The organism is Clostridium sp. LIBA-8841, assembly GCF_057782475.1.
Map to the genome: position 1 here is coordinate 3,827,862 of NZ_CM173488.1, position 24,168 is coordinate 3,852,029.

General features: G+C 28.3%; 27 protein-coding genes. 4 read left to right on the forward strand and 23 right to left on the reverse strand.

Annotated features, from left to right (window positions below; translation table 11 throughout):
* Window positions 1-249: 249 nt before the first annotated feature.
* The 11 genes from lonC to AC2A4K_RS17240 all read right to left on the reverse strand — a co-directional run bounded on the left by lonC (window position 250) and on the right by AC2A4K_RS17240 (window position 9,091).
* Entirely contained in the window at window positions 250-2,148 is a 1,899-nt protein-coding gene (lonC, locus tag AC2A4K_RS17190; RefSeq protein ID WP_322504912.1) for a Lon family ATP-dependent protease, read from the reverse strand.
* Window positions 2,149-2,163: 15 nt separating this feature from the next.
* Window positions 2,164-2,610, reverse strand: a complete 447-nt coding sequence (gene rplI / locus AC2A4K_RS17195; protein WP_322504913.1) for a 50S ribosomal protein L9 — start codon at window positions 2,608-2,610, stop codon at window positions 2,164-2,166.
* Window position 2,611: 1 nt separating this feature from the next.
* Window positions 2,612-4,570: a DHH family phosphoesterase gene (locus AC2A4K_RS17200; RefSeq protein ID WP_322504914.1), complete on the reverse strand. Its 1,959-nt coding sequence runs from the start codon at window positions 4,568-4,570 to the stop codon at window positions 2,612-2,614.
* A gap of 32 nt (window positions 4,571-4,602) precedes the next feature.
* On the reverse strand, window positions 4,603-5,598 hold the full coding sequence (locus AC2A4K_RS17205) for a YybS family protein (protein WP_322504915.1): 996 nt from the start codon (window positions 5,596-5,598) through the stop codon (window positions 4,603-4,605).
* Window positions 5,599-5,615: 17 nt separating this feature from the next.
* Entirely contained in the window at window positions 5,616-5,933 is a 318-nt protein-coding gene (locus tag AC2A4K_RS17210) for a MazG-like family protein (RefSeq protein ID WP_322504916.1), read from the reverse strand.
* A 515-nt stretch (window positions 5,934-6,448) separates the two neighbouring features.
* A complete protein-coding gene (gene rpsR / locus AC2A4K_RS17215) occupies window positions 6,449-6,694 on the reverse strand; it encodes a 30S ribosomal protein S18 (RefSeq protein ID WP_322504917.1) in 246 nt (81 codons plus the stop codon).
* Window positions 6,695-6,724: 30 nt separating this feature from the next.
* The gene (locus AC2A4K_RS17220; protein ID WP_322504918.1) at window positions 6,725-7,177 is read right to left on the reverse strand and encodes a single-stranded DNA-binding protein; all 453 of its coding nucleotides are present in this window, start codon (window positions 7,175-7,177) and stop codon (window positions 6,725-6,727) included.
* Between the two features lie 13 nt (window positions 7,178-7,190).
* Window positions 7,191-7,478, reverse strand: a complete 288-nt coding sequence (gene rpsF, locus AC2A4K_RS17225; RefSeq protein WP_322504943.1) for a 30S ribosomal protein S6 — start codon at window positions 7,476-7,478, stop codon at window positions 7,191-7,193.
* Between the two features lie 143 nt (window positions 7,479-7,621).
* Window positions 7,622-7,834, reverse strand: coding sequence for a DUF951 domain-containing protein (locus AC2A4K_RS17230; protein WP_322504919.1), 213 nt, complete (start codon window positions 7,832-7,834; stop codon window positions 7,622-7,624).
* Window positions 7,835-7,856: 22 nt separating this feature from the next.
* A complete protein-coding gene (locus AC2A4K_RS17235) occupies window positions 7,857-8,732 on the reverse strand; it encodes a mechanosensitive ion channel family protein (protein ID WP_322504920.1) in 876 nt (291 codons plus the stop codon).
* A 125-nt stretch (window positions 8,733-8,857) separates the two neighbouring features.
* The gene (locus AC2A4K_RS17240; protein ID WP_322504921.1) at window positions 8,858-9,091 is read right to left on the reverse strand and encodes a putative Se/S carrier protein; all 234 of its coding nucleotides are present in this window, start codon (window positions 9,089-9,091) and stop codon (window positions 8,858-8,860) included.
* Between the two features lie 163 nt (window positions 9,092-9,254).
* Here AC2A4K_RS17240 and AC2A4K_RS17245 point away from each other — a divergent pair, with 163 nt between their 5' ends.
* From AC2A4K_RS17245 to yyaC, 4 genes are read left to right on the forward strand one after another with little or no spacing between them, the layout of a single operon-like run.
* Window positions 9,255-9,902: a LysE family translocator gene (locus AC2A4K_RS17245; RefSeq protein WP_322504922.1), complete on the forward strand. Its 648-nt coding sequence runs from the start codon at window positions 9,255-9,257 to the stop codon at window positions 9,900-9,902.
* An 11-nt stretch (window positions 9,903-9,913) separates the two neighbouring features.
* On the forward strand, window positions 9,914-11,074 hold the full coding sequence (locus AC2A4K_RS17250; RefSeq protein ID WP_322504923.1) for a cysteine desulfurase family protein: 1,161 nt from the start codon (window positions 9,914-9,916) through the stop codon (window positions 11,072-11,074).
* An 11-nt stretch (window positions 11,075-11,085) separates the two neighbouring features.
* Window positions 11,086-12,150: a sporulation integral membrane protein YtvI gene (gene ytvI, locus AC2A4K_RS17255; protein WP_322504924.1), complete on the forward strand. Its 1,065-nt coding sequence runs from the start codon at window positions 11,086-11,088 to the stop codon at window positions 12,148-12,150.
* Window positions 12,151-12,200: 50 nt separating this feature from the next.
* On the forward strand, window positions 12,201-12,791 hold the full coding sequence (gene yyaC / locus AC2A4K_RS17260) for a spore protease YyaC (RefSeq protein WP_322504925.1): 591 nt from the start codon (window positions 12,201-12,203) through the stop codon (window positions 12,789-12,791).
* 215 nt (window positions 12,792-13,006) lie between these two features.
* On the opposite strand, the gene AC2A4K_RS17265 is transcribed toward yyaC, so the two are convergent.
* The 12 genes from AC2A4K_RS17265 to rpmH form a co-directional block, all read right to left on the reverse strand.
* Complete coding sequence (locus tag AC2A4K_RS17265) at window positions 13,007-13,504, reverse strand: DUF4446 family protein (protein WP_322504926.1); 498 nt, start codon at window positions 13,502-13,504, stop codon at window positions 13,007-13,009.
* A gap of 49 nt (window positions 13,505-13,553) precedes the next feature.
* Window positions 13,554-14,417, reverse strand: a complete 864-nt coding sequence (locus AC2A4K_RS17270; protein ID WP_322504927.1) for a ParB/RepB/Spo0J family partition protein — start codon at window positions 14,415-14,417, stop codon at window positions 13,554-13,556.
* Window positions 14,418-15,191 (reverse strand): ParA family protein, encoded by a 774-nt coding sequence (locus tag AC2A4K_RS17275; protein WP_322504928.1) that lies wholly within the window; start codon window positions 15,189-15,191, stop codon window positions 14,418-14,420.
* 161 nt (window positions 15,192-15,352) lie between these two features.
* Window positions 15,353-16,135, reverse strand: a complete 783-nt coding sequence (noc, locus tag AC2A4K_RS17280) for a nucleoid occlusion protein (RefSeq protein ID WP_322504929.1) — start codon at window positions 16,133-16,135, stop codon at window positions 15,353-15,355.
* Window positions 16,136-16,498: 363 nt separating this feature from the next.
* On the reverse strand, window positions 16,499-17,218 hold the full coding sequence (rsmG, locus tag AC2A4K_RS17285) for a 16S rRNA (guanine(527)-N(7))-methyltransferase RsmG (RefSeq protein WP_322504930.1): 720 nt from the start codon (window positions 17,216-17,218) through the stop codon (window positions 16,499-16,501).
* A gap of 173 nt (window positions 17,219-17,391) precedes the next feature.
* Window positions 17,392-19,284, reverse strand: coding sequence for a tRNA uridine-5-carboxymethylaminomethyl(34) synthesis enzyme MnmG (gene mnmG / locus AC2A4K_RS17290; protein ID WP_322504931.1), 1,893 nt, complete (start codon window positions 19,282-19,284; stop codon window positions 17,392-17,394).
* 14 nt (window positions 19,285-19,298) lie between these two features.
* The gene (gene mnmE / locus AC2A4K_RS17295; RefSeq protein ID WP_322504932.1) at window positions 19,299-20,675 is read right to left on the reverse strand and encodes a tRNA uridine-5-carboxymethylaminomethyl(34) synthesis GTPase MnmE; all 1,377 of its coding nucleotides are present in this window, start codon (window positions 20,673-20,675) and stop codon (window positions 19,299-19,301) included.
* A 341-nt stretch (window positions 20,676-21,016) separates the two neighbouring features.
* Window positions 21,017-21,640 (reverse strand): RNA-binding cell elongation regulator Jag/EloR, encoded by a 624-nt coding sequence (gene jag / locus AC2A4K_RS17300; RefSeq protein ID WP_322504933.1) that lies wholly within the window; start codon window positions 21,638-21,640, stop codon window positions 21,017-21,019.
* 41 nt (window positions 21,641-21,681) lie between these two features.
* Window positions 21,682-22,401, reverse strand: coding sequence for a membrane protein insertase YidC (locus AC2A4K_RS17305; RefSeq protein ID WP_322504934.1), 720 nt, complete (start codon window positions 22,399-22,401; stop codon window positions 21,682-21,684).
* A gap of 33 nt (window positions 22,402-22,434) precedes the next feature.
* Window positions 22,435-22,644, reverse strand: a complete 210-nt coding sequence (gene yidD, locus AC2A4K_RS17310) for a membrane protein insertion efficiency factor YidD (RefSeq protein ID WP_322504935.1) — start codon at window positions 22,642-22,644, stop codon at window positions 22,435-22,437.
* Entirely contained in the window at window positions 22,616-22,993 is a 378-nt protein-coding gene (gene rnpA / locus AC2A4K_RS17315) for a ribonuclease P protein component (protein ID WP_322504936.1), read from the reverse strand. Before rnpA ends, yidD begins: the two co-directional genes overlap by 29 nt.
* A gap of 60 nt (window positions 22,994-23,053) precedes the next feature.
* Window positions 23,054-23,188 (reverse strand): 50S ribosomal protein L34, encoded by a 135-nt coding sequence (gene rpmH, locus AC2A4K_RS17320; protein ID WP_003451019.1) that lies wholly within the window; start codon window positions 23,186-23,188, stop codon window positions 23,054-23,056.
* Between the last annotated feature and the right edge of the window lie 980 nt (window positions 23,189-24,168).

The window sequence follows — 24,168 nt, forward strand, 5'->3', positions numbered from 1 at the left end:
ATAAATTTTTATAATCACCAAATTCATACTATACCATAAAGTATTCTATAAATCCAATTTAATATAATGCTTTTTTCTTAATTCTAACCTATTTAAAACAATATAAATCATGCATTATCTTAATTTAAAAAAATTAAAATAATATATATAATAAATTAAATTTTTTGAAAAAACTATAAAATTATTTTCCTTATTATGCTTTTAATAATTACATTTAAAAAGCCTAGAGTAACTCTCTAGGCTTCTTTATTAATTAAATGCTATATCCATAAGCTCTTCAATAGAACTTATAGCTCTAACTTCTATATCTTCTAACCCTTTAGGGATTTCATTTTCATTATCTTTAGGAACAGTTACTAACTTTATTCCTTTTCTTCTAGCTCCGTATATCTTTTCAAATATACCTCCAACCGGTTTAATTTTTCCTCTTAAAGAGATTTCTCCAGTTATAGCTAAATCTTGTCTTATTGGCTTTTCTAATAAAGCACTCATTACACATATTGTTATAGCCGCTCCTGCAGAAGGACCATCAATTTTTCCTCCTCCAATTACGTTAACATGTATATCATAATCATGTATGTCTTTATCTGTAAACTTTCTTATTACAGATGCAGCATTAAATACTGAATCCTTAGCCATTGAACCTGCAGTATCATTGAATCTTATTCTTCCAGCACCTTTTTTCTTAGCTTTGAAAGCAGTAGCTTCAATCTCTATTGTTGATCCTAAGAATCCTAAAACACCAAGACCGTAAACATGACCAATTTCTCCACTATCTAGATTTTCTAATCTTTCATAAGGAGTAAATCTTCCTATGCTAACAACCTCATTTAAATCTTTTAATGTTATTGTTAAATTCTCTGGAACTTCTCCTTCTAATCCATATATAGCGTGGCCATAAGCATCAGCTAATATATTAACAGCTCTTCTACCCTCTATAGTATAAGATGCTATTTTCTTTTCTAAGCCATCTTCAAGTTTAACATTAAGCTTTTCAGCTGCATTTAAAACTATCTTTTCAATATCCTTTGATGATAATGGTTCAAAGTAAACTTCTGTACATCTTGAACGTAAAGCAGGATTAATTTCTCCTGGTTCTCTTGTTGTTGCTCCAATTAGAACAAAGTCTGCTGGTGCTCCTTTATCAAAAAGATATTTTATATACTTAGGTGTGTTTTCATCGTCTGGATCATAGTAAGATGATGAGAATTCAACTCTCTTATCTTCTAAAACTTTTAAAAGTTTATTTTGAAGTATTTCATCTAATTCTCCAATTTCATCAATGAATAATATACCACCATGAGCCTCAGTAACTAAACCTGGTTTTGGCTCTGGTACTCCTATTTCAGCTAAATCTCTTTTACTACCTTGATAGATAGGATCATGAACTGAACCTAGAAGTGGGTTTGTAATCTCTCTTGGATCCCATCTTAAAGTTGTACCATTGACCTCTATAAAGTTTGATTTATCATCAAATGGAGTTGACTTTAATTTCTTCGCTGTCTCTAAAGCAATTCTCGCAGCTGTTGTTTTACCAACCCCTGGAGGTCCATAAAGAATTATATGTTGAGGATATGGTGAAGCAAGTTTTGAAAGAAGTGATTTAACAGCTCTTTCTTGCCCTACAACTTCCTCAAATGAATCAGGTCTTAGTAAAGACATTATATTCTTATTTGGAACTCTTTCATCTAACTCTTCAAGTTCCTCAAGTTTCTTCTCTGTCTTACCATTTTCAGGACCTTTTTTCTTTTTCATTATGTTTACTCTAAGCTCATCAACATACTTTTCTTGCTTTTCCATTAAGAATTGTTCAACTTCTTTTTCTATTTTGTTTTGAACATATCTTCTAGCAATAGCATCTGATATCATAGCACAAACATCTTCTAAAGCTTCATTTATATTTTCTTCAGTTGGAATTTCACTTAATCCCTTTCCTTCAGAAACAATTTTACTTAATCCATAAAGTTTTTCATAAGGATTAGTTGAATTTATATACTCTTGTATTTTAAATCTTATAACTCTCGCTCTAAATGCACCTTCATCTAATATGTTATTTATTATATCTTTTAGTGCTTCAACTTGAGATTCTACTCCTAGTTCGCTATTCATAACATCTTGTAGAACCTCTAATTCTTTAATTGATTTCAAAATAGAATCCTCCTCTTATTGAACAGGAACAACCATAACCTTCATTTTTGTTGAAACTTCTGGATATAGTTTAACTTCTATGTTGTAAGTTCCTGCAATTTTTATTGTATCCATAACTATTTTCTTCTTATCAACTTCTACATTAAATTGTTTTTTGATAAGTCCAGCTACATCTTTGCTTGTTATAGCTCCAAATAATTTTCCATTATCTCCAGACTTACCTTCGATTTTTATTACTTTATCTTTTAAATCAGCAGCTAAAGCCTGAGCAGCTTCTAATTCAGCTAATTTTTGTCTTCTTTCATTTTCTTTTTTATTATTTAATATGTGAAGATTGTTATCTGTAGCTTCTTGAGCTAATTTTTTTGGAAATAAAAAGTTTCTTGCATATCCATCTGATGCATTTATAACATCACCTTTTTTACCTAATTTTTTAACATCTTGAAGTAATATTACTTTCATTTTATTCACCTTCCCTTGAGTTTTTTACAATAGCTTCTTTAATTTTTTCTATAGCCTCTTCAACGGTAGTATTCTTAAGTTTAGCACCAGCCATAGTCATATGACCACCTCCGCCTAACTCTTCAAGCACTACCTGAACATTAATATCACCTAAAGATCTTGCACTTATGGCAACATCTTCTCCTAATTTTATTAAAACAAATGAAGCTTGTATTCCAGTAATATTTAAAAGCTCATCTGCAGCCTGAGCAGCTACAACAGTATCTGTAATATTATCTGGACAAGTTGCTATTGCTATTTTATTTTCTACCTTTGCAGATTTTATTATTTCTGCTTTTGCTAGATAATTTTCTAAATTGTTACTAAATATCTTTTTAATCTCTACTGTGTCAGCACCTAATCTTCTTAAGAATGAAGCTGCTTCAAAAGTTCTTACTCCTGTTTTAAAAGAGAAATTCTTAGTATCTATATATATTCCAGCTAAAAGACCTTCTGCTTCAATTCTATTTAATTTAGGTTTTTCTAGCATATATTGAACCATTTCAGTAACAAGTTCTGATGTAGATGAAGCATATACCTCAATATAATTTAATAATGCACCTTTAATATCCTCTGGACTTCTTCTATGATGGTCTATTACAACTACTCTCTCAATAAGTTCTGTGAGCTCTCTGTCCAATACATAGTTTGCACTATTAACATCTAATATTATTAGTAAAGTATTGTCATCTATATTCTTTTTTGCTTCTTCAGTAGATATAAATAGTTTACTATATTCTTCTTTTTCTTTAACCTTTTCTAAGAAAAATTCTATAGCATTAGTATCTTTTTCTAATACTATATTAACATTTTTTCCTAACTTCTTCACTACTGATGCTAAACCAAATGAAGCACCAAAACAATCCATATCAGGATTCTTATGTCCCATTATATAAACAGTACTACTTTCATAAACAAGTTCTTTTAATACATGAGCTACAACTCTAGCCTTAACTCTTGTTCTCTTTTCAAGCTCTTTAGCATTTCCACCAAAAAACTCAATCTTTTTACCTGATTTAATAACTGCTTGATCTCCACCTCTTCCTAAGGCTAGTTCTTTAGCTTTTGTAGCATCATCTTGGTTTTGCGCTGGAGTTTCTCCACCTCTACCAACACCAATACTTAATGTGACTTCTATTTCATTTCCTAAGTTAATTTCTCTTATAGTATCTAGTATATCAAACTTTTTAGAAATTTCCTTACCAATAATAGAATCATCTACAGATAAAATATATTTACTGCTGTCATATTTTTTTATCATAGCATTTAATGAATTTCCATAGTTATTTATGGTTCTTTCTATCTCTGCTATAAGTAGTGGTTTTTTATCATCATCTATTGTTTTTAAGACCTCGCTAAAGTTATCAACTTCTAAAAGCATTATACTTTCTTTAGTAGCCTTCCTTAGATAAGTAACATCATTAAAGAAAACTAAAAAGAATTTATCTCCTGATTCATCTAATTTTAAACTTTCACTGTAGACTTCGTAAATATTACTCTTTATTTTGATATTTTGAGAATTTTCTTTTCCTGTTCTAATTACCTTATCTAAAGCAATTCCTTTTATAACAGATACTAAATTCGACTCTAATAAATCATCATTATTTATAAGTTTGCTAAACTTGTGATTATACCATATTATTTCCCCAGTAGAATTTAATATGGTTAAAGGAAAAATCAAATTAAAAATATTATCTTTAACTTTTCCATCCACATCTCTATATAGTTTATCTATCTTTTCCTCTTCATCTTTTTCTTCTCTTAGGAAATTAGAAATTTTATAAATTAAATAAACTATGTATATAAAAGATATTAACAAAGCTACAATTTTTAAATTTAAATTCCAGAATACTAAGCACATTAAAACTACAAACGCAAAGTACGCTAAAAATTTATTATAATCTTCCAATATTGATTTCATTTTAACAGCCCCTTACTAAATATAATCATTAGTTATTGCAATTTCTTTTTTAGTTTCTCCTTAATGTAACTTCCTAAACTATTTGGATCTACACCTCTTATGTCGACTAAAACATCAATTATTCCTAATAAAGCGAATAATGTTGGCATTGAAGTAACTAATAATATACTCATAAAAACTATTAAAACATTATTAAATTTTAATTTATATTTTAATAAATTTGAAATTACAGCTAATCCTTGAACAAGAAGCATCATAAATAATAAATTAAGAGTAACTAAGTATATTCCTTTATTACTTATTACACCTTTACTTACTAAGTATATAATTATCATATTTATTAAAACAACAACTGCAATAAGCAGTGGATTAAAGAACCATTTTGAAAATGGTGGTAGACTATTTAACTTAAATCCTAAACTATTGATAATTGCCTTACCAACAACGTAACTTAAAAATGCTCTTAATATTATAAGTGTTACTACAGCTATAGGAAGCATAGTAATTATAAAATTAGCATCTACAGATTTCATAAATTCTATCATTTGTGCATTAGCTGGTGTAGTACCTACCATCTGTTCACTCATCTTAGCAGCTTCATTAAATACCTTTGCTAATTCATTTACGAACTGATTAAAAGTAACTCCTGTAAAAACAGAAAACATTAATCCTATTTCTACTATTACACCAACTGTATTAGCAAAAATTAAATAAACAAAGGATTTTACTCCAGAAAACTTCTTCTTAACACAGTTTCCTAAAACTAACCCTATAATTCCATTTGTTATTATCGATTGAACTCCATATATTGGCCCCATAAAAAATCCAATTAAAACTCCACTAATAATAACAGAACAAATAGAGGTTTTAAGATTATACTTTAAATATAGTAAAGCTATAGGAATTGGAACTGCAAAGGCTATTATTTGACCTATGCCTGGCAAACTAGTAAGCATCATTAACACAAATGTTATTGCTGACATAATTCCAGCTTCCACTATAGATTTACTCCTAAACTTTTGTTCCATATGTTCCTCCAAATAGATTATCTTCTTTCTTTTAAGTGGTTAAATAATTTAGTTAAATTACCTCCTTGTTTCTCTAGATTATCTTCTTCAACTATACCAATTTTTAAACTTTTTTTCATTGTCTCATCTACTTCTATTGCAGAATGACCTAATTTATCTGCCAAAATGTATAGTAAAATCATTAGAGATGCTATGCAATTTACTATAGCATCCTTTGCTACATTACTTCCCTTTGTTAAAAGAGTAAATAACTCTCCTAATATACAGATAATTTGAGCTTTTATCTCTTCAATAACCTTTATATCTCCCATAATATTAAAATTATCTTTCTTCATAGTCCCCTCCCAATTATACCCTTTATTATATACCTTTATTTTATTTATTTTTATAGTCTTATGCAATAAAATGAGACTTGATTCAAAGGAGCCTTTGGCGAACTGTGAATCTTAGTCGAATTTATCTAGGAATTTATCAATTCTTAGTGATAGAAGCTAGAACTTTAGAATTGGTTAATTATCAGATAAAATGAATCTTAGTCGAATTTACCCTAGGAGCATAGCAATTCTTAGCGACAGCTTTAGGCTGGAACTTTAGAATTGATAGCTATTAGGCAAAGTGAGACTTGATTCAGAGATTATTTTAGCTAACTCTGAGTTTTAGCAGAATTTATATTAAAGTGTACACTTCAATACGGAAACTTGTACACTTTAATATACTTACCACATTAAACAAAAAAAATTTTAATTTATATAATAAAAAAAGTTTAATAAGGTGTTTCAATCAATCTATATAATACAAGTTTAATTATATAATAAAAAAACCCCTGAAAATATCAGGGGTTTTGTAACCATTACTCAGTTGTGAATGGTAATAATGCGATATTTCTTGATCTCTTGATAGCATCTGTTAATTGTCTTTGATGCTTAGCACAAGTTCCAGAAATTCTTCTTGGTAATATTTTACCTCTTTCTGTGATGTATTTCTTTAATTTAGATACATCTTTGTAATCTATTGATTCAGCTTTATCAACGCAGAATATGCAAACTTTTTTTCTTGCTCTTCTGAATTTTCCGCCTCTTTTTACGTTGTTATTCATCACTATTTCCCTCCTTACCTAAAATCTGAATTAGAATGGAATATCTCCATCATCAATTGGTGTCATGTCATCATTACTATTGAATGATGAATCACTAAATGAATTGTCTGGCATACCGAAAGAACCACCGAAATCATTTCCTTGGTTAAAACCTGAGTTTCCTCTTGCTCCACCATTTCCTGAGTCGATGAAATCAAAACCTTCAACAACTACGTCAGTAGTATATCTTCTAGTTCCGTCTTGAGCTTCATAGCTACCAGTTCTGATATTTCCTGAGATAGCCAATTGTCTACCTTTAGTTATATACTGAGCTATGGTCTCACCAGTTTTTCCAAAAGCGATGCAACTAATAAAATCAGCCTCATCTTTTTTGAATTGTCTATTTACAGCTAGTGTAAATCTTGCAACTGCCGTACCACTACCTGCAGCAAATCTAAGCTCTGGATCTTTAGTAAGTCTACCAATTAAAACTACTTTATTCATTTACGATCACCTCTTATTGCTCTTCTTTAACGATGATGTTTCTGATTATTCCGTCAGTTATTCCGAATATTCTGTCTAACTCTTTTGGTAATTCTGGGTTAGCAGTGAAGTTTATTAAAGTATAGTAACCTTCGTTAACTTTAGCGATTTCGTAAGCTAATTTTCTCTTACCCCAGAAATCAACGTTGTCAACTGTACCATTTCCGTTTTCTATAACACCCTTGAATTTTTCGATTAAAGCTTTAACTGCTTCCTCGTCTAATGATGGGTGAGCTACGAATATAGTTTCATATTTTCTCATCATTTACACCTCCTCCCTCTGGACTATGGCTATGCTCTAGCATAGCAGGGATTACAATTAAATATTCTAACATTAAAAGAGGGTTATTGCAACCCTCTTTATTAATGTAAACATAACTTTTTGAAAATTATTTTTTTAATTTTTTATTCAGTAATTTCTTCCTCTGGGGCATTAGATTTTATAACCTTTTTAACCCCTTTTTGGAATTTAGACCTAGGAAGCATTACGATTCTTGCACACCCTAAACATTTTATCTTGACATCTGCACCAATTCTTATAACTTCCCATTCATCACTGCCACATGGATGAACTTTTCTCATTTTAACTATATCACCTAGATAAAATTTGTTAATCATAATAAATTACTCCCCCTTTAAATTAATCCTTTATTATTTCAGTCTTTGGATATGGTATTTCTATACCTTGTTTATCCAATTCCATTTTAATACGCTTTCTTAACTCTATTTCAGCTCCCCATTGTTCCATTGGTTTAGTTTTACCATATATTCTAATATTTACACTAGAATTATTTAAAGCTGTAACTCCATAAACCTTTAAAGGCTCTGTTATGTTCATATTTTCTTTGTTGTATGTATTACAAACATCATTTATTACTTTTATAGCATTATCTATGTCTTCCTCATAAGCTATTCCAATATCTACTTGTACTCTCATACTACCCTTACAATCGTTAGTTACTATTCTAATCATTCCATTAGGTATAATATGAAGAGAACCATCAAAATCTCTAAGTTCTGTTGTTCTAAGCCCTATAGTTTCAACAACCCCACTTACACCTTCAATAGTTACATAGTCGCCCACATTATACTGATCATCGAAAAGTATAAAAACTCCATTTATTACATCTTTGACAAAACTTTGTGCTCCTAAACCTACTGCAACACCTCCAACAGATGCAAAGGCCCAAGATATATTTCCGAATATACTTGATAGCATTGTTGTTATGCCTATAAAATATACAGAATATCTTACTATACTTTTTAATAAAGTTCCTATAGTATTTGCTTTTCTAGCATCTATAGAAAATTTAAAATTTGTATCAATTTGCTTTTTAACAGCTTTATTTATTATTCTATCTCCTATTTTAATAGTAACTCCCATTAATATAACTATAACAACTATAGTTATAAATTTCTTTAATAAGAAATCAATTGTTGATAAAGGTATTTTCATTGCTCCAAACTTAATGTAATCAAATTCAAAATTAATTCCTAAAACGCTATCTAATAACATTAAACCCCTCCCTTATAACTTCACTATAATATACTTTTTATTTAATTCTATTTTGAACTATTGTTGATTTTTAGCTAAATCTGAAGTGCTAACTAAAAATTAATATCCACTTAAAAATATGGGCTTTATTTATATATTTCAAAGCCTTTGCTTGTTATGGAATATATATTTTTAAATTTAATCTCTAAACCTTCTATCATCTCTAATTGATCTTTATTAAAAGCTGAACTTATTCCACAGCTTTTTGTTATGTATGTTGGCGTAGGCATTATTATAAATGATATACCATTTTCTTTAAGTATTCTTTCACCTTCCATAGCCTCATGTGTATTATTAAAAACCATTATAAAATCTTTCATACTAAAAAAACTTCCTTTCTTAAAATCTATAACGTTATTAGTATATATTATAAGTATATATCATAAAAGTTAACACTTTTAAAATAATGATGAAAGGTTTCTCATTTTGAACTATAATATAATTATGTAAATTTATAAAAACAACTATAAAAGGAGTTTGAGTATGTCTTTTTTCTATTTAAAGGCTATTTTATCTGGAGTTATAACAGGCCTTTTAGTTTCAATACCCCTTGGCCCAGCTGCAATAGAAGCTGCAACACAATCTCTAGATAAAGGTTTTAAAAAAGGCTTTGAAGTTTCCTTAGGTGCAATAGCAGCCGACTATTTGTATATAATATTAATAAACTTCGGAGTAGCTCAATTATTAAATTTAAATAGGTATGTAGAATGTGCTTTTTGGATTATTTCAGGATTAGTTCTTATAATAGTAAATTTAGTCTTTAAAGCTTCTCAAAAAAGTTTAGATGAGAAATGTGTTAAAACTATAGAAAGTCATAAAACTGGTAGCGGCTTTATAAATGGTTTTTTAATAACCTTTGTAAACCCTATGACTTTATCAGTTTGGATGGCAGTAAGTGCAGGAATAATGAGTATATGGAAAATTTCAGGTAGACATTTCTTCTCAGTAGCTATAAGTGCAATGTTCATTACTACTTTAGGGTGGTTTATATTATTAAATTTTATGGCTGCCAAAGGTGGAGGTTTAGTAAAGAAAGAGCTTACGGGTAAAGCTCATACTGGAGTAAAGTATTTTATGGTTTTACTTGGATTAGGTTTTACCATATACGGAATATTTAAAATTTTCATGTGAGGTTTTTATTTATGAATAGAATATATTTTGATAATGCAGCCACTACTTTTCCTAAACCAGACTCTGTAATAAAGGCAATGGTTGATTATATGAATTTTGAAGGAGGAAGTGCAAATAGAGGTTCATCATCTACAGCATTACAAAGTAGTAGAGCTGTTTATGAATGCAGATATGAATTAGCCAAATTTTTTAATTTTCCCAAAAGTGAAAATGTTATTTTTACAAATAACATTACAACATCATTAAATATGTTACTTTTAGGAATAATTAAATCTGGCTGGCATATAATTACTACATCTATGGAACATAATTCTGTACTAAGACCACTAGTAAAAATTAGTGAAGAAGTCCCTAATGTAGAACTAGATATTGTTCAATGCAATGAAGAAGGTCTTTTATCAATTGAAAAAATCAAAGAAAAAATAAAGGATAATACAAAACTTATAATTTTATCTCACGCTTCTAATTTAGTAGGAACAATACAACCAATTGAAGAAATAGGTGAAATCTGTAAGAAGAAGAATATTTTCTTTATTTTAGATTCAGCTCAAACAGCAGGGGTTATTCCTATTGATATGACCAAACTAAACTTAAATGCATTAACTTTTACAGGACATAAATCTCTTTTAGGTCCTCAAGGAATTGGTGGTTTTATTATAGATGATAACTTAAATTCTATTTGTAAAAATATTTTTTCTGGAGGAACAGGAAGTAATTCTTCTCTAGTAGAACACCCTCAAGAATTACCTGATAAATTCGAGTATGGAACTTTAAATACTCCTGGAATAATAGGTCTTTTAGAAGGTGTTAGGTTCATAGAAAAAGAAGGCATTGAAAACATAAAATTAAAAGAAGAAATGTTATGTCAAAAAGCTATGGATTTATTATCTGAAATTCCTGAAGTTAAACTTTATGGTCCTATAGATGCAAAAAAGAAAACTTCAACAATATCTTTTAATATAGAAGGTATGGATCCTGAATTCACAGGATTCTTATTAGATAGTGAGTTTAATATAACATGTAGGACAGGAATTCATTGTACTCCTCTTGCTCATAAAACAGTTGGTTCATATCCAACTGGAAGTATAAGAATAAGCTTAGGGTACTTCAATACATTGGAAGAAGTCTATAGATTTGTTGAGGTTATAAAAGAATTAATTTCAAGGAGGTAGACTTCCGACCTATGAAAAATTTAATAATCAAAAGTGAAAAAATAAGTGTGTTTTTTATTTTGTACACACTTATATTTTTTACATTTTTTAACACTTTAAAGTATACATTACCCTTTCTACTAGCATTTATTTTTTCTTTACTATTAAAAACTCCAACTCAATTTTTAATGAAGAAATTTAAGCTTAACGTTGGAGTATCCTCTTTTATAAGTACATTTATTTTTTTCTTTATAATAATAGTGATCTTAACTTTATTTATTACATCTTTAGCATATGAATCATCATCACTAACAAATTATATTCAAGAAATAATATCTACTAACTCAAAAGAATTTCATAGTTACTTTATTTCTATTCAAAATTGGCTTGAAAATAATTTTATTGATAATACTATTCTAAACTTAATAAAAAATTCCTTAATATCTTCTATTAAGGAATTAACAGTATTTATTTTATCTTTTGGCACAGAATTGATTCAAAGAATTTTTCTATTGATAAGCTATTTACCATATACTTTTATGCTTCTTATTTTTACTGTGCTATCAACATATTTTTTATCTAAAGAATTAAATACTTCTAACTTTAACAAAATATTATCCAACTACTTAAATTCTAATTATAGTAAGAGGATTTTAACTATTTTATATGAAATAAAAAAGATGTTTTTAACTTATTGTTTTTCATATTTATTTTTAATTCTTATTTCCTTTATATTAACCTTTTTAGGATTTTCTTTTTTAAAAATTAAGTATGCACTATTACTTAGTGTACTTGCAGCTTTATTAGATTTAATTCCTATACTAGGTATGCCATTAATTTATCTTCCACTTATTTTTATTTCATATAGCTCAGGCAATATTTTTTCAGCTATTTTTTTACTAATATTATATTTATTTATTTTTTTCTTACGCCAATTTTTAGAGCCCAAACTTATGTCATCTACATTAGGAATACATCCTTTATTAACTTTAATATGTATATTTGTAGGACTAGAACTTAACGGCTTTTTAGGAATTGTATTCTTTATTTTCTTCATAATATTTTTCAATATATTTAAAAAAGTTAAGATATTATAAGTATAGACTTTTTAATTTTGGTAATAATTTCAAATAAGGAGGTTGTTATCATGTGTACAAGTTTTTATATAGATTCGTTAGATCCTAAAGCTTCATTTAAAATAAGAGATTATCTTTGTAATGAACTTAATCCAATAATAAAAGAGAATAGACCTATTGTCTTTATCTGTGTCGGATCTGATCGTTCAACAGGAGATGCCCTTGGTCCTTTAATTGGTGAAAAAATTAAATTTTTATCAAAAAATAATATTTTTGTTTATGGAACATTAGAAGAAACTGTTCATGCTAAAAATTTAAAAGAAACCATAAAATTAATAAAATTAAAACATAAAAAACCTTTTATCATAGCTATTGATGCATGTTTAGGGTCAGTTGATAATGTTGGTCATGTACTCATTGAAAAAAGACCCCTTAAGCCAGGAATAGCATTAAATAAAAATTTGCCACCTGTAGGGGATTTAAGTATTCTTGGCATAGTTAATATATCTGGTTCTTTAGAGTTTATGGTATTACAAAATACTAGATTATACACTGTTATGCTTTTAGCTAATGCTATATCTAGTGGAATTCATCATTGCATATTAAAATCAGTAGGATTTAAAAAGGATTTAATAGATTCCACCCTAGAAAATATATTGTAGATGGAATTATTCTAAATTTTTATTCTATTGAAATTAATATATATTTTTAGATATTTTAAATACTTATTAGTAAAATATAATTTTTAAAATGCAAAATGTTTCACGTGAAACATTTTGTTTAATCCATAAAAAATAGGCTATATTAAAGCCAACTAATAAATCTAAAAGTTGTTTTAATATAACCTATTTTTATTTAATGAATATATGACTCTAATTTATTTATTCATTGCAGCATTTAGAACATGTAATTCTTCTTCTGATAAATCATATCTAGATATTCCTTTATCTATTGGCTTAGCATATGTTGTATTATAGTCTCTTCCATATATTCCTGTTAAGATAACTCCATTATTTTCTCCATCTAGTAAGGCAATTGAGAAACTTAAATCACTTCCAACATCTTCGAAAGCTTTATATCTTATAACAGATACTTTTTGAGTACATTTTTCAAGTTGAGATTTTAATATTTTATTTGTTTCTACAGTTTCTTCTGAATCTTTTTTAACTTCTTCCACTTTGTCTAAATAAGAGTTAATAAGTTCCTCTAAATTCTTATTATTAACTCCCCTCATAATTTTTCTAAATTTCTTTTCTACTTTATTTAAACTTCTGAAAGCTACTATTAATAGTATGAATTGGATTAAAACTAATACTATTAATCCTATTGTTATATAAGTTGAATACTGTGTTAGTATATTTAATACATTCTCCATGTAATTTATCATCCCTTCATGTTCTTAAAATGTTTCACGTGAAACATTTTTAAATATTTATAATGTCTAGTATTCTTTGTAGATCTTCTTCTGAATAGTATTCTATTTCTATCTTACCTTTATTCTTATTAGAGTTTAAATTAACCTTAGTTCCAAAATGATCTTGGAGTCTATCTCTAACATCTTTATAGTATGGATTAAGTGGTTTTCTTCTTTCTGATGTTTTTTCTTCAACAACATCATTTAAGATTTTCTTAACTAACTTTTCTGTTTCTCTAACAGAAAGGGAGTTATCAATAATTTTTTGAGCTACTTCATATTGAGCATCATTTTCTAATGGTAGAATAGCTCTTCCATGACCTTCTGATATAACTCCTTCTATTACATAATCCTTAACTCTATCATCTAATTTTAACAATCTCATTGTGTTAGTTATTGTAGTTCTTGATTTACCTATAGTTTTAGAAAGTTCTTCTTGAGTTAAAGCAAACTCTTTTAATAATCTTTCATATGCTAATCCTTCTTCTATAGGATTTAAATCTTCTCTTTGGATATTTTCTATTAAAGATATTTGTAGAAGTTTCTCATCTGAAATATTCATTATTAAAGCAGGTACTTCTATTAATTCCGCTATTTTAGCAGCTCTATATCTTCTTTCCCCTGCAATTATTGAATATCCTTTAGATTCTTTTTTTAAGATTAAAGGTTGAATTATACCATGTTCTTTTATAGATTCAGCTAATTCTTTTAATTTATTATTATCAAAGAATTTTCTAGGCTGTTTCTTATTAGCCTTTATTTCTTTAATCTCAATATTTATTATTCCACTTTTCTCTTCTTTTTCTTCCTTAATATTATTATCTTCTGGTATTAAGGCCCCTAATCCTTTTCCTAACCCAAATTTTTTAGCCATCTATATATTCACTCCCTGTCTTTTTAGGAATTCCTCAGTTAATTTTTCATAAGACTTAGCTCCCCTACATTTTTCATCATATAAACATATTGGTAATCCAAAACTTGGAGCTTCAGCTAACCTAACATTTCTAGGAATAGTTGTTTCATATAATCTATCTTTGAAGTATTCTTTTACTTCTTTATAAACCTCTGTACTTAAGTTAGTTCTTGAATCATACATAGTCATTACTACACCTTCAATATCAAGATCTTTATTTAGAGATTTCTTAACTAAATTTATTGTATTTATTAATTGTCCTACCCCTTCTAAAGCATAATATTCAGCTTGTATTGGTATTAAAACACTATGAGACGCAACTAAAGCATTAATAGTTAGAACCCCTAAAGATGGAGGACAGTCAATAAATATGTAATCAAATTTATCTTTAATATTATTTATTTGATTTACAAGTATATGTTCTCTATCTTCCCTACCTATTATTTCTACTTCGGCACCTGCTAATTCCATTGTTGCTGGAACAACATAAAGATTTTCAACTAATTCACTTTTCATCATTATTGACTCTATATCTTCATCTGCAGTTAATAAATCATATATAGACTTGTCCAATTTTCTTTTATCTATACCTAATCCACTTGTTGTATTTCCTTGTGGATCTATATCTATTGCTAGAACTTTAAATCCTTGCATTGCTAGGTAAGAACATATATTTATATTTGTTGTTGTTTTTCCAACTCCACCTTTTTGATTAAAAACACAAATAGTTTTCATTAAACTTATCCAAGAATATCTTATTCTTGAACATCCACCTCCCTTCTAACACATCTATTTTATTATATATTTTTACATTACATAATAAAAGATACTTATTGGTTATTTCTGATTAAAAAATTAAAAAATTAAAAAATAGGAATGTTTCACGTGAAACATTCCTATTTTTTATCCTTTGGTATATTAATTGTTATTTGAACATATTCCCCACAATCTTTTGATTTATATTCTGCTGGAATTTTAAACTTATCAAAAACTTGTTTTATAGAATTAACATATATTTTTGTTGGAAAAACACCTAATATTTTTTTCTTTCCTTTTGAGTTTAATTCTTCTCCTGCAAGTTTTAAAAGTTCCTTATTAATAAGTTCTTCTGTACCTTTAACATTTAATCCTTTTTTTACAACAGCTTTTATAACTTTTAATTGAAGTTTTTCTTCTGGTAAAGTTAACAAAGCTCTTGCATGCCTTTCAGTTAAATTATTTTGTAAGCATATTTCTCTTACTTTATTACTTAATTTTAATAATCTTAATTTATTAGCTATAGTAGATTGTTTTTTTCCCATTCTATTAGCTAATTGCTCTTGAGTAAAATTATGATCTAGTATTAAGTTATAGTAAGCTTCTGCTTCCTCTATAAAATTTAAATCCTCTCTTTGAAGATTTTCAAGTAAGGCAATTTCAGCAGATTCTTTCTCTGTTATATCTACTACAGTACATGGAACTGTATCTAATTGAGCTAACTTAGCAGCTCTTAATCTTCTTTCTCCAGCAACTAATTCATATATATCTCCAATTTTTCTAACTGTTAAAGGTTGAATAATTCCATGATTAATTATTGAATTAGCTAATTCAGCTAATGCCTCTTCATCAAAATATTTTCTTGGTTGATAGATATTAGGCACTATATCTTCAACATTTATATGTATTATCTCTCTCCCCATTTCTTACTCCTATCCCATTTATGTATATTTAAACAATAAAAATTTAAATTAAGCTATTTTTAGTTAAATTCTCATTTAAGAAAAGATCTAAGTTAAACTTCAACTCATTTATTAAAATTTTAAAGTTTACAGAGACCTTTACTTTTTTTATTTTTCTATTGTTTTATTTGGTATTGATTTTTTTAGATAGAGCTGTAAGACCATCTTAATAAGAACTAGTATATGATATTATTTTAGTAAGCTCCTTGGCTTCACTCAAATGTGTAAGTTCAAATTTCAAAATTAAAATTTTCATTTTTACTTAAAATTAAGCTAAGTCTACAGCTCCATCAAAAATCAACATTTACTTTAAAACATAGTCTTTTATTTTAATGGTTTTTTAGTTACGTTACCTGCTTTTCTAGGGAAAGTTTTTGGTGTGCTTTTTATTTTATTTACTATTACTAAGTTATGGTTTAAATCTGTTCCCTCGATTTCAACTTCAGTTATTCCTTCAAGCTTACCGCCTAAAGTTCCAATAGCATTTTTTGAATCATTTAACTCCTCTGTTATATTTGGTCCTTTTAAAGCTATAAAGTTTCCATTTACCTTTACATATGGCATACAAAATTCACTTAGTACACACATATTAGCAACAGCTCTTGATGTGGCAATATCAAAATTTTCTCTTAGCTCTTTTTTTCTAGCACCATCTTCAGCTCTAGAATGTATAGTCTCAACATTTTTTAAACCTAATTTATTCACAACTTCATTTAAGAAGTTTATTCTCTTATTTAATGAGTCTAGTAGGGTAACATTTACATCATCCCTCATAATAGCTATAGGTAATCCTGGGAATCCAGCACCTGTTCCAACATCTATTACTGTTTTAGCTTTTTTAAATTCATCTGCTTTGAAAGCTTTTATACAATCTATAAAATGTTTCTTTACTATTTCTTCATCCTCTGTTATTGCTGTTAGATTTATTTTTTCATTCCATTCTTTTAATAAATCTTTATAAAGCATAAATTTTTGATACTTGTCTTCATTAAATTCCATTCCAACACTATCACAAGCTTTTTTCATTAAATCAAAATATTGCATTCTTAATCCTCCAAAACCTTAAGAGTATAAATAATTTATTTTAATAATATTTTCTACTAAAAAACTAAAGTTATCCACATGTGGATAACTTTTTAAAAGTAGTATTACAGCACCGTTTATAAGTTTTACATAAGACTTATCCACAGGTGCTGTTGAAAACTTCTTAATAACTTTTAATTTTCATTATTTTTCCCAGTTTTTCTGTAATGCTCTAAGAATATTAACAGAACTGATATATCAGCCGGGGATACCCCTGATATTCTTGAAGCTTGACCTATATTTAAAGGTCTAATTTTATTTAACTTTTGAATAGCTTCAATTCTTAAACTATTAACATCATTGTAGTCTAAATCTTCTGGAAGAACTTTTTTCTCAAATTTCTTAAATTGAGCTACTTGTTCTAATTGAGTTTGTATATATCCTTCGTATCTAGCCATTACGTTTATCTGATCTCCAATATCCTTTGGTAAATCAGGTCTTTCAGGATCTAAACATGCTAATGAGAAGTAGTCTAACTCTGGTCTTTTTATAAGTTCATACATTCTTATTGGTTTTTTAAGTTCTGTTGAACCTAACTCAACTATTTTCTCATTATTTTCTGTTTTATTAGTTATTTGAAGTTCTTTAAGTCTTTCAAGCTCACTTTCTAAGTTTTGCTTTCTTTCTTGGAATTTATTCCATCTCTCTTCTGTAACTAATCCTACATTATGTCCAATTTCAGTTAATCTGAAATCAGCATTATCCTGTCTTAATATTAGTCTATATTCAGCTCTTGATGTCATCATTCTATAAGGCTCATTAGTACCTTTAGTGATTAAATCATCAATTAAAACTCCTATATATCCATCTGATCTTGTAAGTATCATAGGGTCTTTTCCTTGAACTTTTAAAGCTGCATTTATACCTGCAACTATCCCCTGTGAACCAGCTTCCTCATATCCTGAACTACCATTAATTTGTCCAGCACTAAAGAATCCATCTATATTTTTGAATTCTAATGAAGCTTTTAATTGTGTTGGATCAATACAATCATATTCAATTGCATATGCAGTTCTCATAACCTCAGCATTTTCAAGCCCTGGAACTGTCTTTATCATTTGAAGTTGAACATCCTCTGGAAGAGATGATGACATTCCTCCAACATACATTTCTTCAGTATCGTCACCTTCTGGTTCTATGAAGATTTGATGTCTTTCTTTATCTTGGAACCTCATTACTTTATCCTCTATAGATGGACAATATCTTGGTCCAACACCTTTTATACTTCCATTATACATAGGAGATCTATGTATATTATCTTGAATTACTTTATGTGTTTCAGCATTAGTATATGTTAACCAACATGAAACTTGATCTCTATCTATATTTTCACTTATAAATGAGAAAGGAACTATTTCCTCATCCCCTGGTTGTTCTATCATCTTAGAGAAATCAACACTTCTCTTATTTATTCTAGCTGGAGTACCAGTTTTAAATCTTCTAAGTTCTATTCCTAAATCTATTAGGGATTTTGAAAGTTCATTAGCATTGCTAAGTCCATTTGGTCCTTGGCTATAGCTTACATCCCCAATTATTATTCTACTTTGTAAGTATGTTCCACTTGTCATTATAACAGCTTTACACTCAAAAAATGCACCATTTTTAGTTAAAACACCTTTAACTTTTCCATCTTCAACTTCTACAGCAACTACTTCTAATTGTCTTAAGTGAAGATTTTCTTGGTTTTCTAAAACCTTTTTCATTCTTTCTTGATATTTCTTTTTATCAGCTTGTGCCCTTAGAGAGTGTACTGCAGGTCCCTTTGATGTATTTAGCATTTTAGATTGGATAAATGTATGGTCTATATTTACTCCCATTTCTCCACCTAAAGCATCAATTTCTCTAACTAGATGACCCTTAGCAGTACCGCCTATATTAGGGTTACATGGCATCATAGCAACAGAGTCTAATGTTAATGTACAAACTAAAGTTTTACATCCCATTCTAGCTGCTGCTAATCCAGCTTCGCAACCTGCATGACCAGCGCCTATAACAACTATATCATAACTTCCTGCATTATATCTCATATTTCATCATTCTCCTATTTTCCACAACAAAATTCTGCAAATATTTTGTTTATTAAGTCTTCTTCTAATTCTGCTCCAGTTATTTCTCCTAAAGCTCTTAAAGCAGATGTTACATAAATTGATACTAAATCTAAAAACTCATTGTTATTAAGACCGTTTAATGCTCCTTCTAAGTTCTCAGAAGTTCTGTATAATGCTTCCTTATGTCTTGTATTAGTTACCATTAAACTTTCAGCATCAATTGATCCATTAAAGAATAAATCTTTTATTTTACTCTTTAAATCATTTATTCCGAAACCAGTTTTTGCAGATAATTCTATCTTATTTTCTAAGTTATCCACAAGTTCTGAGGATAACTTTCTATCTAAGTCAACTTTATTTAAAAGTACTATGTATTTTCTGTCTTTAATGTATTCAATGATTTCTTTATCTTCAGCATCTAATTCTCTACTTGTATCTAGCATTAAGATAACTAAATCAGCCTCATTGATTTTTTCCTTAGACTTTTCCACACCTATTTTTTCTACAACATCCTCAGTCTCTCTGATTCCAGCTGTATCAACTAATCTAACTGGTATTCCATCTAAGTTTATGTATTCTTCTATTACATCCCTTGTTGTTCCTGCTATGTCAGTTACAATTGCTCTTTTTTCGTTTAATAGGGCATTTAGAAGTGATGATTTACCTACGTTAGGTTTTCCTACTATAACCATACTTAAACCATCTCTAATAAGCTTACCTTCATCAGCAGTGTTTATTAAGTCATTTACTTTATCTTTAAGACTTATAACATCATCTTTTACCTTAACAGGTATAGTTTCATCTGGTTCTTCATCGTCCTCTGTAAAATCAACAGCATATTCAATTAGAGCTAATATATCTAAAGCTTCTTTTCTAAGATTGTTTATTTCCATAGAAAGTCTTCCTTGGCTTTGAGTCATAGCTGATTTCATTGAAAGTTCTGTTTTAGCAGTTATTATATCCATAACAGCTTCTGCTTGACTTAAATCTATTCTACCATTTAAGAAAGCTCTTTTTGTAAACTCACCTGGTTCAGCAAGTCTAGCTCCTGCCTTTATTACGTTTTGTAAAACTTTATTAGTAGCCACAACACCGCCATGACAGTTTATTTCTACTGTATCTTCGGCTGTGAAGCTTCTAGGACCTTTCATAAAACTAACTATAACTTCATCTATAATTTCGTTATTTTCATCTATCATGTGACCATATCTCATTGTATATGGTTTTATATCTAATAAATCTTTTCCGTTTTTTCCTCTGAATATTTTATTTACAATCTCAAGAGCTTTATTTCCTGATACTCTAATTATAGCTATTCCACCTTCTCCTAATGCTGTAGCTATAGCAGCAATAGTATCGAATTCTTTCATAAGCTCCTCCTTTATAATTACATTCTCAAATTTGAACTAATATTGATTTTACCCAACAAAATAGAATAAGTCAAAATTTTAAATCATATTATTTGTGGCAAAAAATTATCTTTTTACTAAATCATTTAATAGATTACTTACTTAAAAATACTATCCAATAAATCCAATGCTATACTTAATAAAAAAATAAGATGAAAATAATATATTTCCACCTCATTTTTTAAAATTATCAATATTTTAACCCATTGATATAGCTATGTTTTTAATATTACTCACAAGTTATCCACAAGTTATCCATAGGTTATTGTGGATAAAAAAAAGAAAGCTTTAAGCTTTCTTTTTTATTTCTTTAATTCTACTACAACTCTTCTGTAAGGTTCTTCACCTTCACTAAAAGTTTTAACAAAATCATTATTCTGTAACTCTGAATGAATAACTCTTCTTTCATAAGGATTCATAGGTTCAAGCTTTAAGTTTTTTCCTGACTTTCTAACCTTATAAGCTATTTTATTAGCTAATCGCTTAAGAGTTTCTTCTCTTTTTTGTCTATAATTTTCAGTGTCTAAAACCACTCTTTTATATTTATCTTCTTTAGACTTATTAACAACCAAACTAGTTAAATATTGAAGTGAATCTAAGGTTTCCCCCCTATATCCTATAATGCTTCCCATCTTAGGGCCTGTAATATTTATCTTAACAGTATCATTACTTTCTTCAATATTAATTTCAGCTTTTACATTCATCTTTTCAAGAACTTCACTTAAAAACTTCTTAGTTTCTAAGATTCTATCTCTTTTCATTGTAACTGAAATCTTAGCAGGCTTAGTACCGATTAGATTAAAGAAACCTTTACTTCCTCCATCTATAACAGTAACCTCTACTTTATCTTCTGTAGTGCCCAACTGTCTTAATGCACTCTTTAAGGCCTCTTCAACAGTCTTACCAGTAATCTCAATTGTCTTCATACCCTTGTTTCACCACCTTAGAAAAATAAAATAAAATCTAATTACTTGCCATCTTTAGCTTCAGCGTTTAATTTTTCTCTTTTTTTCTTAGGTATAACAACTATAAAATATGTTTGGGCTATTTGAATTAAGTTACCTATTACCCAATATAATACTAGCATTGAAGGGAAATTGATTGACATTACCCCCATCATACCAGCCATTACAATGTTCATAGTAGTCATATTCATTCCACCTGTTGGAGCAGCTCCACCTGGGGTTTGAGTTGACTTTATCATTAATAATGATGATAAGTAAGTTGTAGCTGCTGATAATATTGGTAATATAAATGTTTTATCTGGTGCCCATAGATCCTTAAGCCATAAGAATGATATACCTTTTAACTCTGTTAATCCATAGAATACATAGTATAATGCGAATAATATTGGCATTTGTATTAATAGAGGTAAACAACCACTCATTGGATTTACGTTATTATCTTTGTAAAGCTTCATCATTTCTTGTTGAGCTTTTTCTGGATTATTCTTATATTTCTTTTGTAATTTAGATATTTCTGGTTGTATTTCTTGCATCTTTTGTTGTGATTTAGTTTGCTTTATATTTAATGGTAATACTATTAATCTTACTAATAAAGTTAATAAGAAAATTGCCATTACATATCCCGCACCTTCACTGAATATTCCTAATGAAGCAACAAAGCTGTGAATAGCTTGGAATATAATAGTGAATAAATCAGTTATCGGCTTTAAAATTGTCTGCAATATGTTACCCTCCTATATTTAAACCGTCTATATTTATTTGACAGGATCATATCCACCTTTACAAAGTGGATTACACCTTAATATTCTTCCTATACTCATAAATCCCCCTCTAATAGCACCATACTTTTGTATTGCTTCTAGTGCATATTGAGAACATGTTGGATAAAATCTACAACAAGGTCTCTTTAAAGGTGAAATATATTTTCTATAGAATTTAATCATTACTATGAACAATTTTTTCATTATCACGTAGACCCGCCTTCTTTATTAAATTATTCATGGCTTTTCCTACTTGCTTAAAATCTTTACCGTTTATAGCAACTCTAGCAATAAATACAAAGTCATAGCCTTCTTTAAGCTCACTAGAATTAAGTCTGTAATTTTCAAGTACAAGTCTTTTAACTCTACTTCTAATTACACTTTTTCCAACCTTTTTGCTAACTGAAACTCCTACCTTATTGAAACGTTCTCCATCCTTCGTAACATTTTTTCTGTTAGGAAAAACATAAAGAACTAGTAGATCATTAGCATAAGATTTTCCTCTTCTATAAACTGTTCTAAACTCATTGTTCTTTCTTAAACTTAGTAACATTTAAATTTGCTCTCCTTTTTTCTGCTTTTTGGTGCAGAAAAAGGCCACAAAATGCGGCCCTTATGCTGTTAATCTTTTTCTACCTTTTTGTCTTCTTCTCTTTAAAACATTTCTTCCAGATTTAGTTTTCATTCTCTTTCTGAAACCATGCTCTTTGCTTCTTTGTCTCTTTTTAGGTTGATATGTCATGAACATTTAAATACACCCCCTTCAACCAATATTTTATTCTAGTAAAAAGCTAAAAGCTTTTTTACTTATTTGCTAATTTAGGTTTTACTGTTTAATTATATCTTTCAAGTTGCCCTCTGTCAAGAAAATAACTCACTTAAAGATTTGTTATGTCTACCTTATTTTGCTTGTAAAATATATAAATAGAAAGTCATTACTTCCTTACTTTTAGTTTACTATAAAAACTCTTCTTTAATATACTAAGAAATAGCGTGCTAAAATCTTCTACTATTTTACCCTTAATATACTAATTTAATTACTTGCATCTTCCTCTTTTTAGATAAAGAAATTTATTCTTTATTATTTCCTTCTATAATATTATAGTTAGATAAATAAATTTATTTTTTAATTTAATACCAACTTTATAACTATAGTTATAAAGTTATCCACAAAATAAATAACAATTGTTATTAACTTTTATATTTATATAATTCTCTCCCTCTTTTTCTTATTTAAAACCATAATATCTTACTTTTCAATTCTGTTAAAAGTTTAAATTTCAACAGAGCTTGTACATATGTATTTGCCTAATTCTAAATTCTTATAAGTTTTTCACAAAATAAGTTATCAACAGCTGTTATTTTTGTGGATAACTTATTGAATCCCTCTATTACTTTATGTTATCATATTAATGCATTGTGAATAACTTTATTTCATTTTACAACTTATCCACACTTGTGAATAACCCTGTTGATAACTTGTATATTCTTTATATTCTATTATATTTATATTCTTTATAATTCTGTTATTTCAACAGTTTATTATGTTCTTAATTTTCAACAAGACTTCTTTATACTTCTTGTTGATATATTTTTTTTAATAGAAATTATCCACAATATCAACAGCCTGTTAATAAATTTATTCACACCATGTAAAGCAATAATCTAATATGTTAATTATATGTGCATAACTAAAATTTAAAATCATTTATGATTGGAGGATAGAAG

Bases quoted from the DNA above. Each gene is read 5' to 3' on its own strand.
- rplI (WP_322504913.1), bottom strand. From the start codon at position 2,610: ATGAAAGTAATATTACTTCAAGATGTTAAAAAATTAGGTAAAAAAGGT.
- AC2A4K_RS17200 (WP_322504914.1), bottom strand. From the start codon at position 4,570: ATGAAATCAATATTGGAAGATTATAATAAATTTTTAGCGTACTTTGCG.
- AC2A4K_RS17205 (WP_322504915.1), bottom strand. From the start codon at position 5,598: ATGGAACAAAAGTTTAGGAGTAAATCTATAGTGGAAGCTGGAATTATG.
- AC2A4K_RS17210 (WP_322504916.1), bottom strand. From the start codon at position 5,933: ATGAAGAAAGATAATTTTAATATTATGGGAGATATAAAGGTTATTGAA.
- rpsR (WP_322504917.1), bottom strand. From the start codon at position 6,694: ATGAATAACAACGTAAAAAGAGGCGGAAAATTCAGAAGAGCAAGAAAA.
- AC2A4K_RS17220 (WP_322504918.1), bottom strand. From the start codon at position 7,177: ATGAATAAAGTAGTTTTAATTGGTAGACTTACTAAAGATCCAGAGCTT.
- rpsF (WP_322504943.1), bottom strand. From the start codon at position 7,478: ATGAGAAAATATGAAACTATATTCGTAGCTCACCCATCATTAGACGAG.
- AC2A4K_RS17230 (WP_322504919.1), bottom strand. From the start codon at position 7,834: ATGATTAACAAATTTTATCTAGGTGATATAGTTAAAATGAGAAAAGTT.
- AC2A4K_RS17235 (WP_322504920.1), bottom strand. From the start codon at position 8,732: ATGTTATTAGATAGCGTTTTAGGAATTAATTTTGAATTTGATTACATT.
- AC2A4K_RS17240 (WP_322504921.1), bottom strand. From the start codon at position 9,091: ATGAAAGATTTTATAATGGTTTTTAATAATACACATGAGGCTATGGAA.
- AC2A4K_RS17245 (WP_322504922.1), top strand. From the start codon at position 9,255: ATGTCTTTTTTCTATTTAAAGGCTATTTTATCTGGAGTTATAACAGGC.
- AC2A4K_RS17250 (WP_322504923.1), top strand. From the start codon at position 9,914: ATGAATAGAATATATTTTGATAATGCAGCCACTACTTTTCCTAAACCA.
- ytvI (WP_322504924.1), top strand. From the start codon at position 11,086: ATGAAAAATTTAATAATCAAAAGTGAAAAAATAAGTGTGTTTTTTATT.
- yyaC (WP_322504925.1), top strand. From the start codon at position 12,201: ATGTGTACAAGTTTTTATATAGATTCGTTAGATCCTAAAGCTTCATTT.
- AC2A4K_RS17265 (WP_322504926.1), bottom strand. From the start codon at position 13,504: ATGGAGAATGTATTAAATATACTAACACAGTATTCAACTTATATAACA.
- AC2A4K_RS17270 (WP_322504927.1), bottom strand. From the start codon at position 14,417: ATGGCTAAAAAATTTGGGTTAGGAAAAGGATTAGGGGCCTTAATACCA.
- AC2A4K_RS17275 (WP_322504928.1), bottom strand. From the start codon at position 15,191: ATGAAAACTATTTGTGTTTTTAATCAAAAAGGTGGAGTTGGAAAAACA.
- noc (WP_322504929.1), bottom strand. From the start codon at position 16,135: ATGGGGAGAGAGATAATACATATAAATGTTGAAGATATAGTGCCTAAT.
- rsmG (WP_322504930.1), bottom strand. From the start codon at position 17,218: ATGCAATATTTTGATTTAATGAAAAAAGCTTGTGATAGTGTTGGAATG.
- mnmG (WP_322504931.1), bottom strand. From the start codon at position 19,284: ATGAGATATAATGCAGGAAGTTATGATATAGTTGTTATAGGCGCTGGT.
- mnmE (WP_322504932.1), bottom strand. From the start codon at position 20,675: ATGAAAGAATTCGATACTATTGCTGCTATAGCTACAGCATTAGGAGAA.
- jag (WP_322504933.1), bottom strand. From the start codon at position 21,640: ATGAAGACAATTGAGATTACTGGTAAGACTGTTGAAGAGGCCTTAAAG.
- yidD (WP_322504935.1), bottom strand. From the start codon at position 22,644: ATGAAAAAATTGTTCATAGTAATGATTAAATTCTATAGAAAATATATT.
- rnpA (WP_322504936.1), bottom strand. From the start codon at position 22,993: ATGTTACTAAGTTTAAGAAAGAACAATGAGTTTAGAACAGTTTATAGA.
- rpmH (WP_003451019.1), bottom strand. From the start codon at position 23,188: ATGTTCATGACATATCAACCTAAAAAGAGACAAAGAAGCAAAGAGCAT.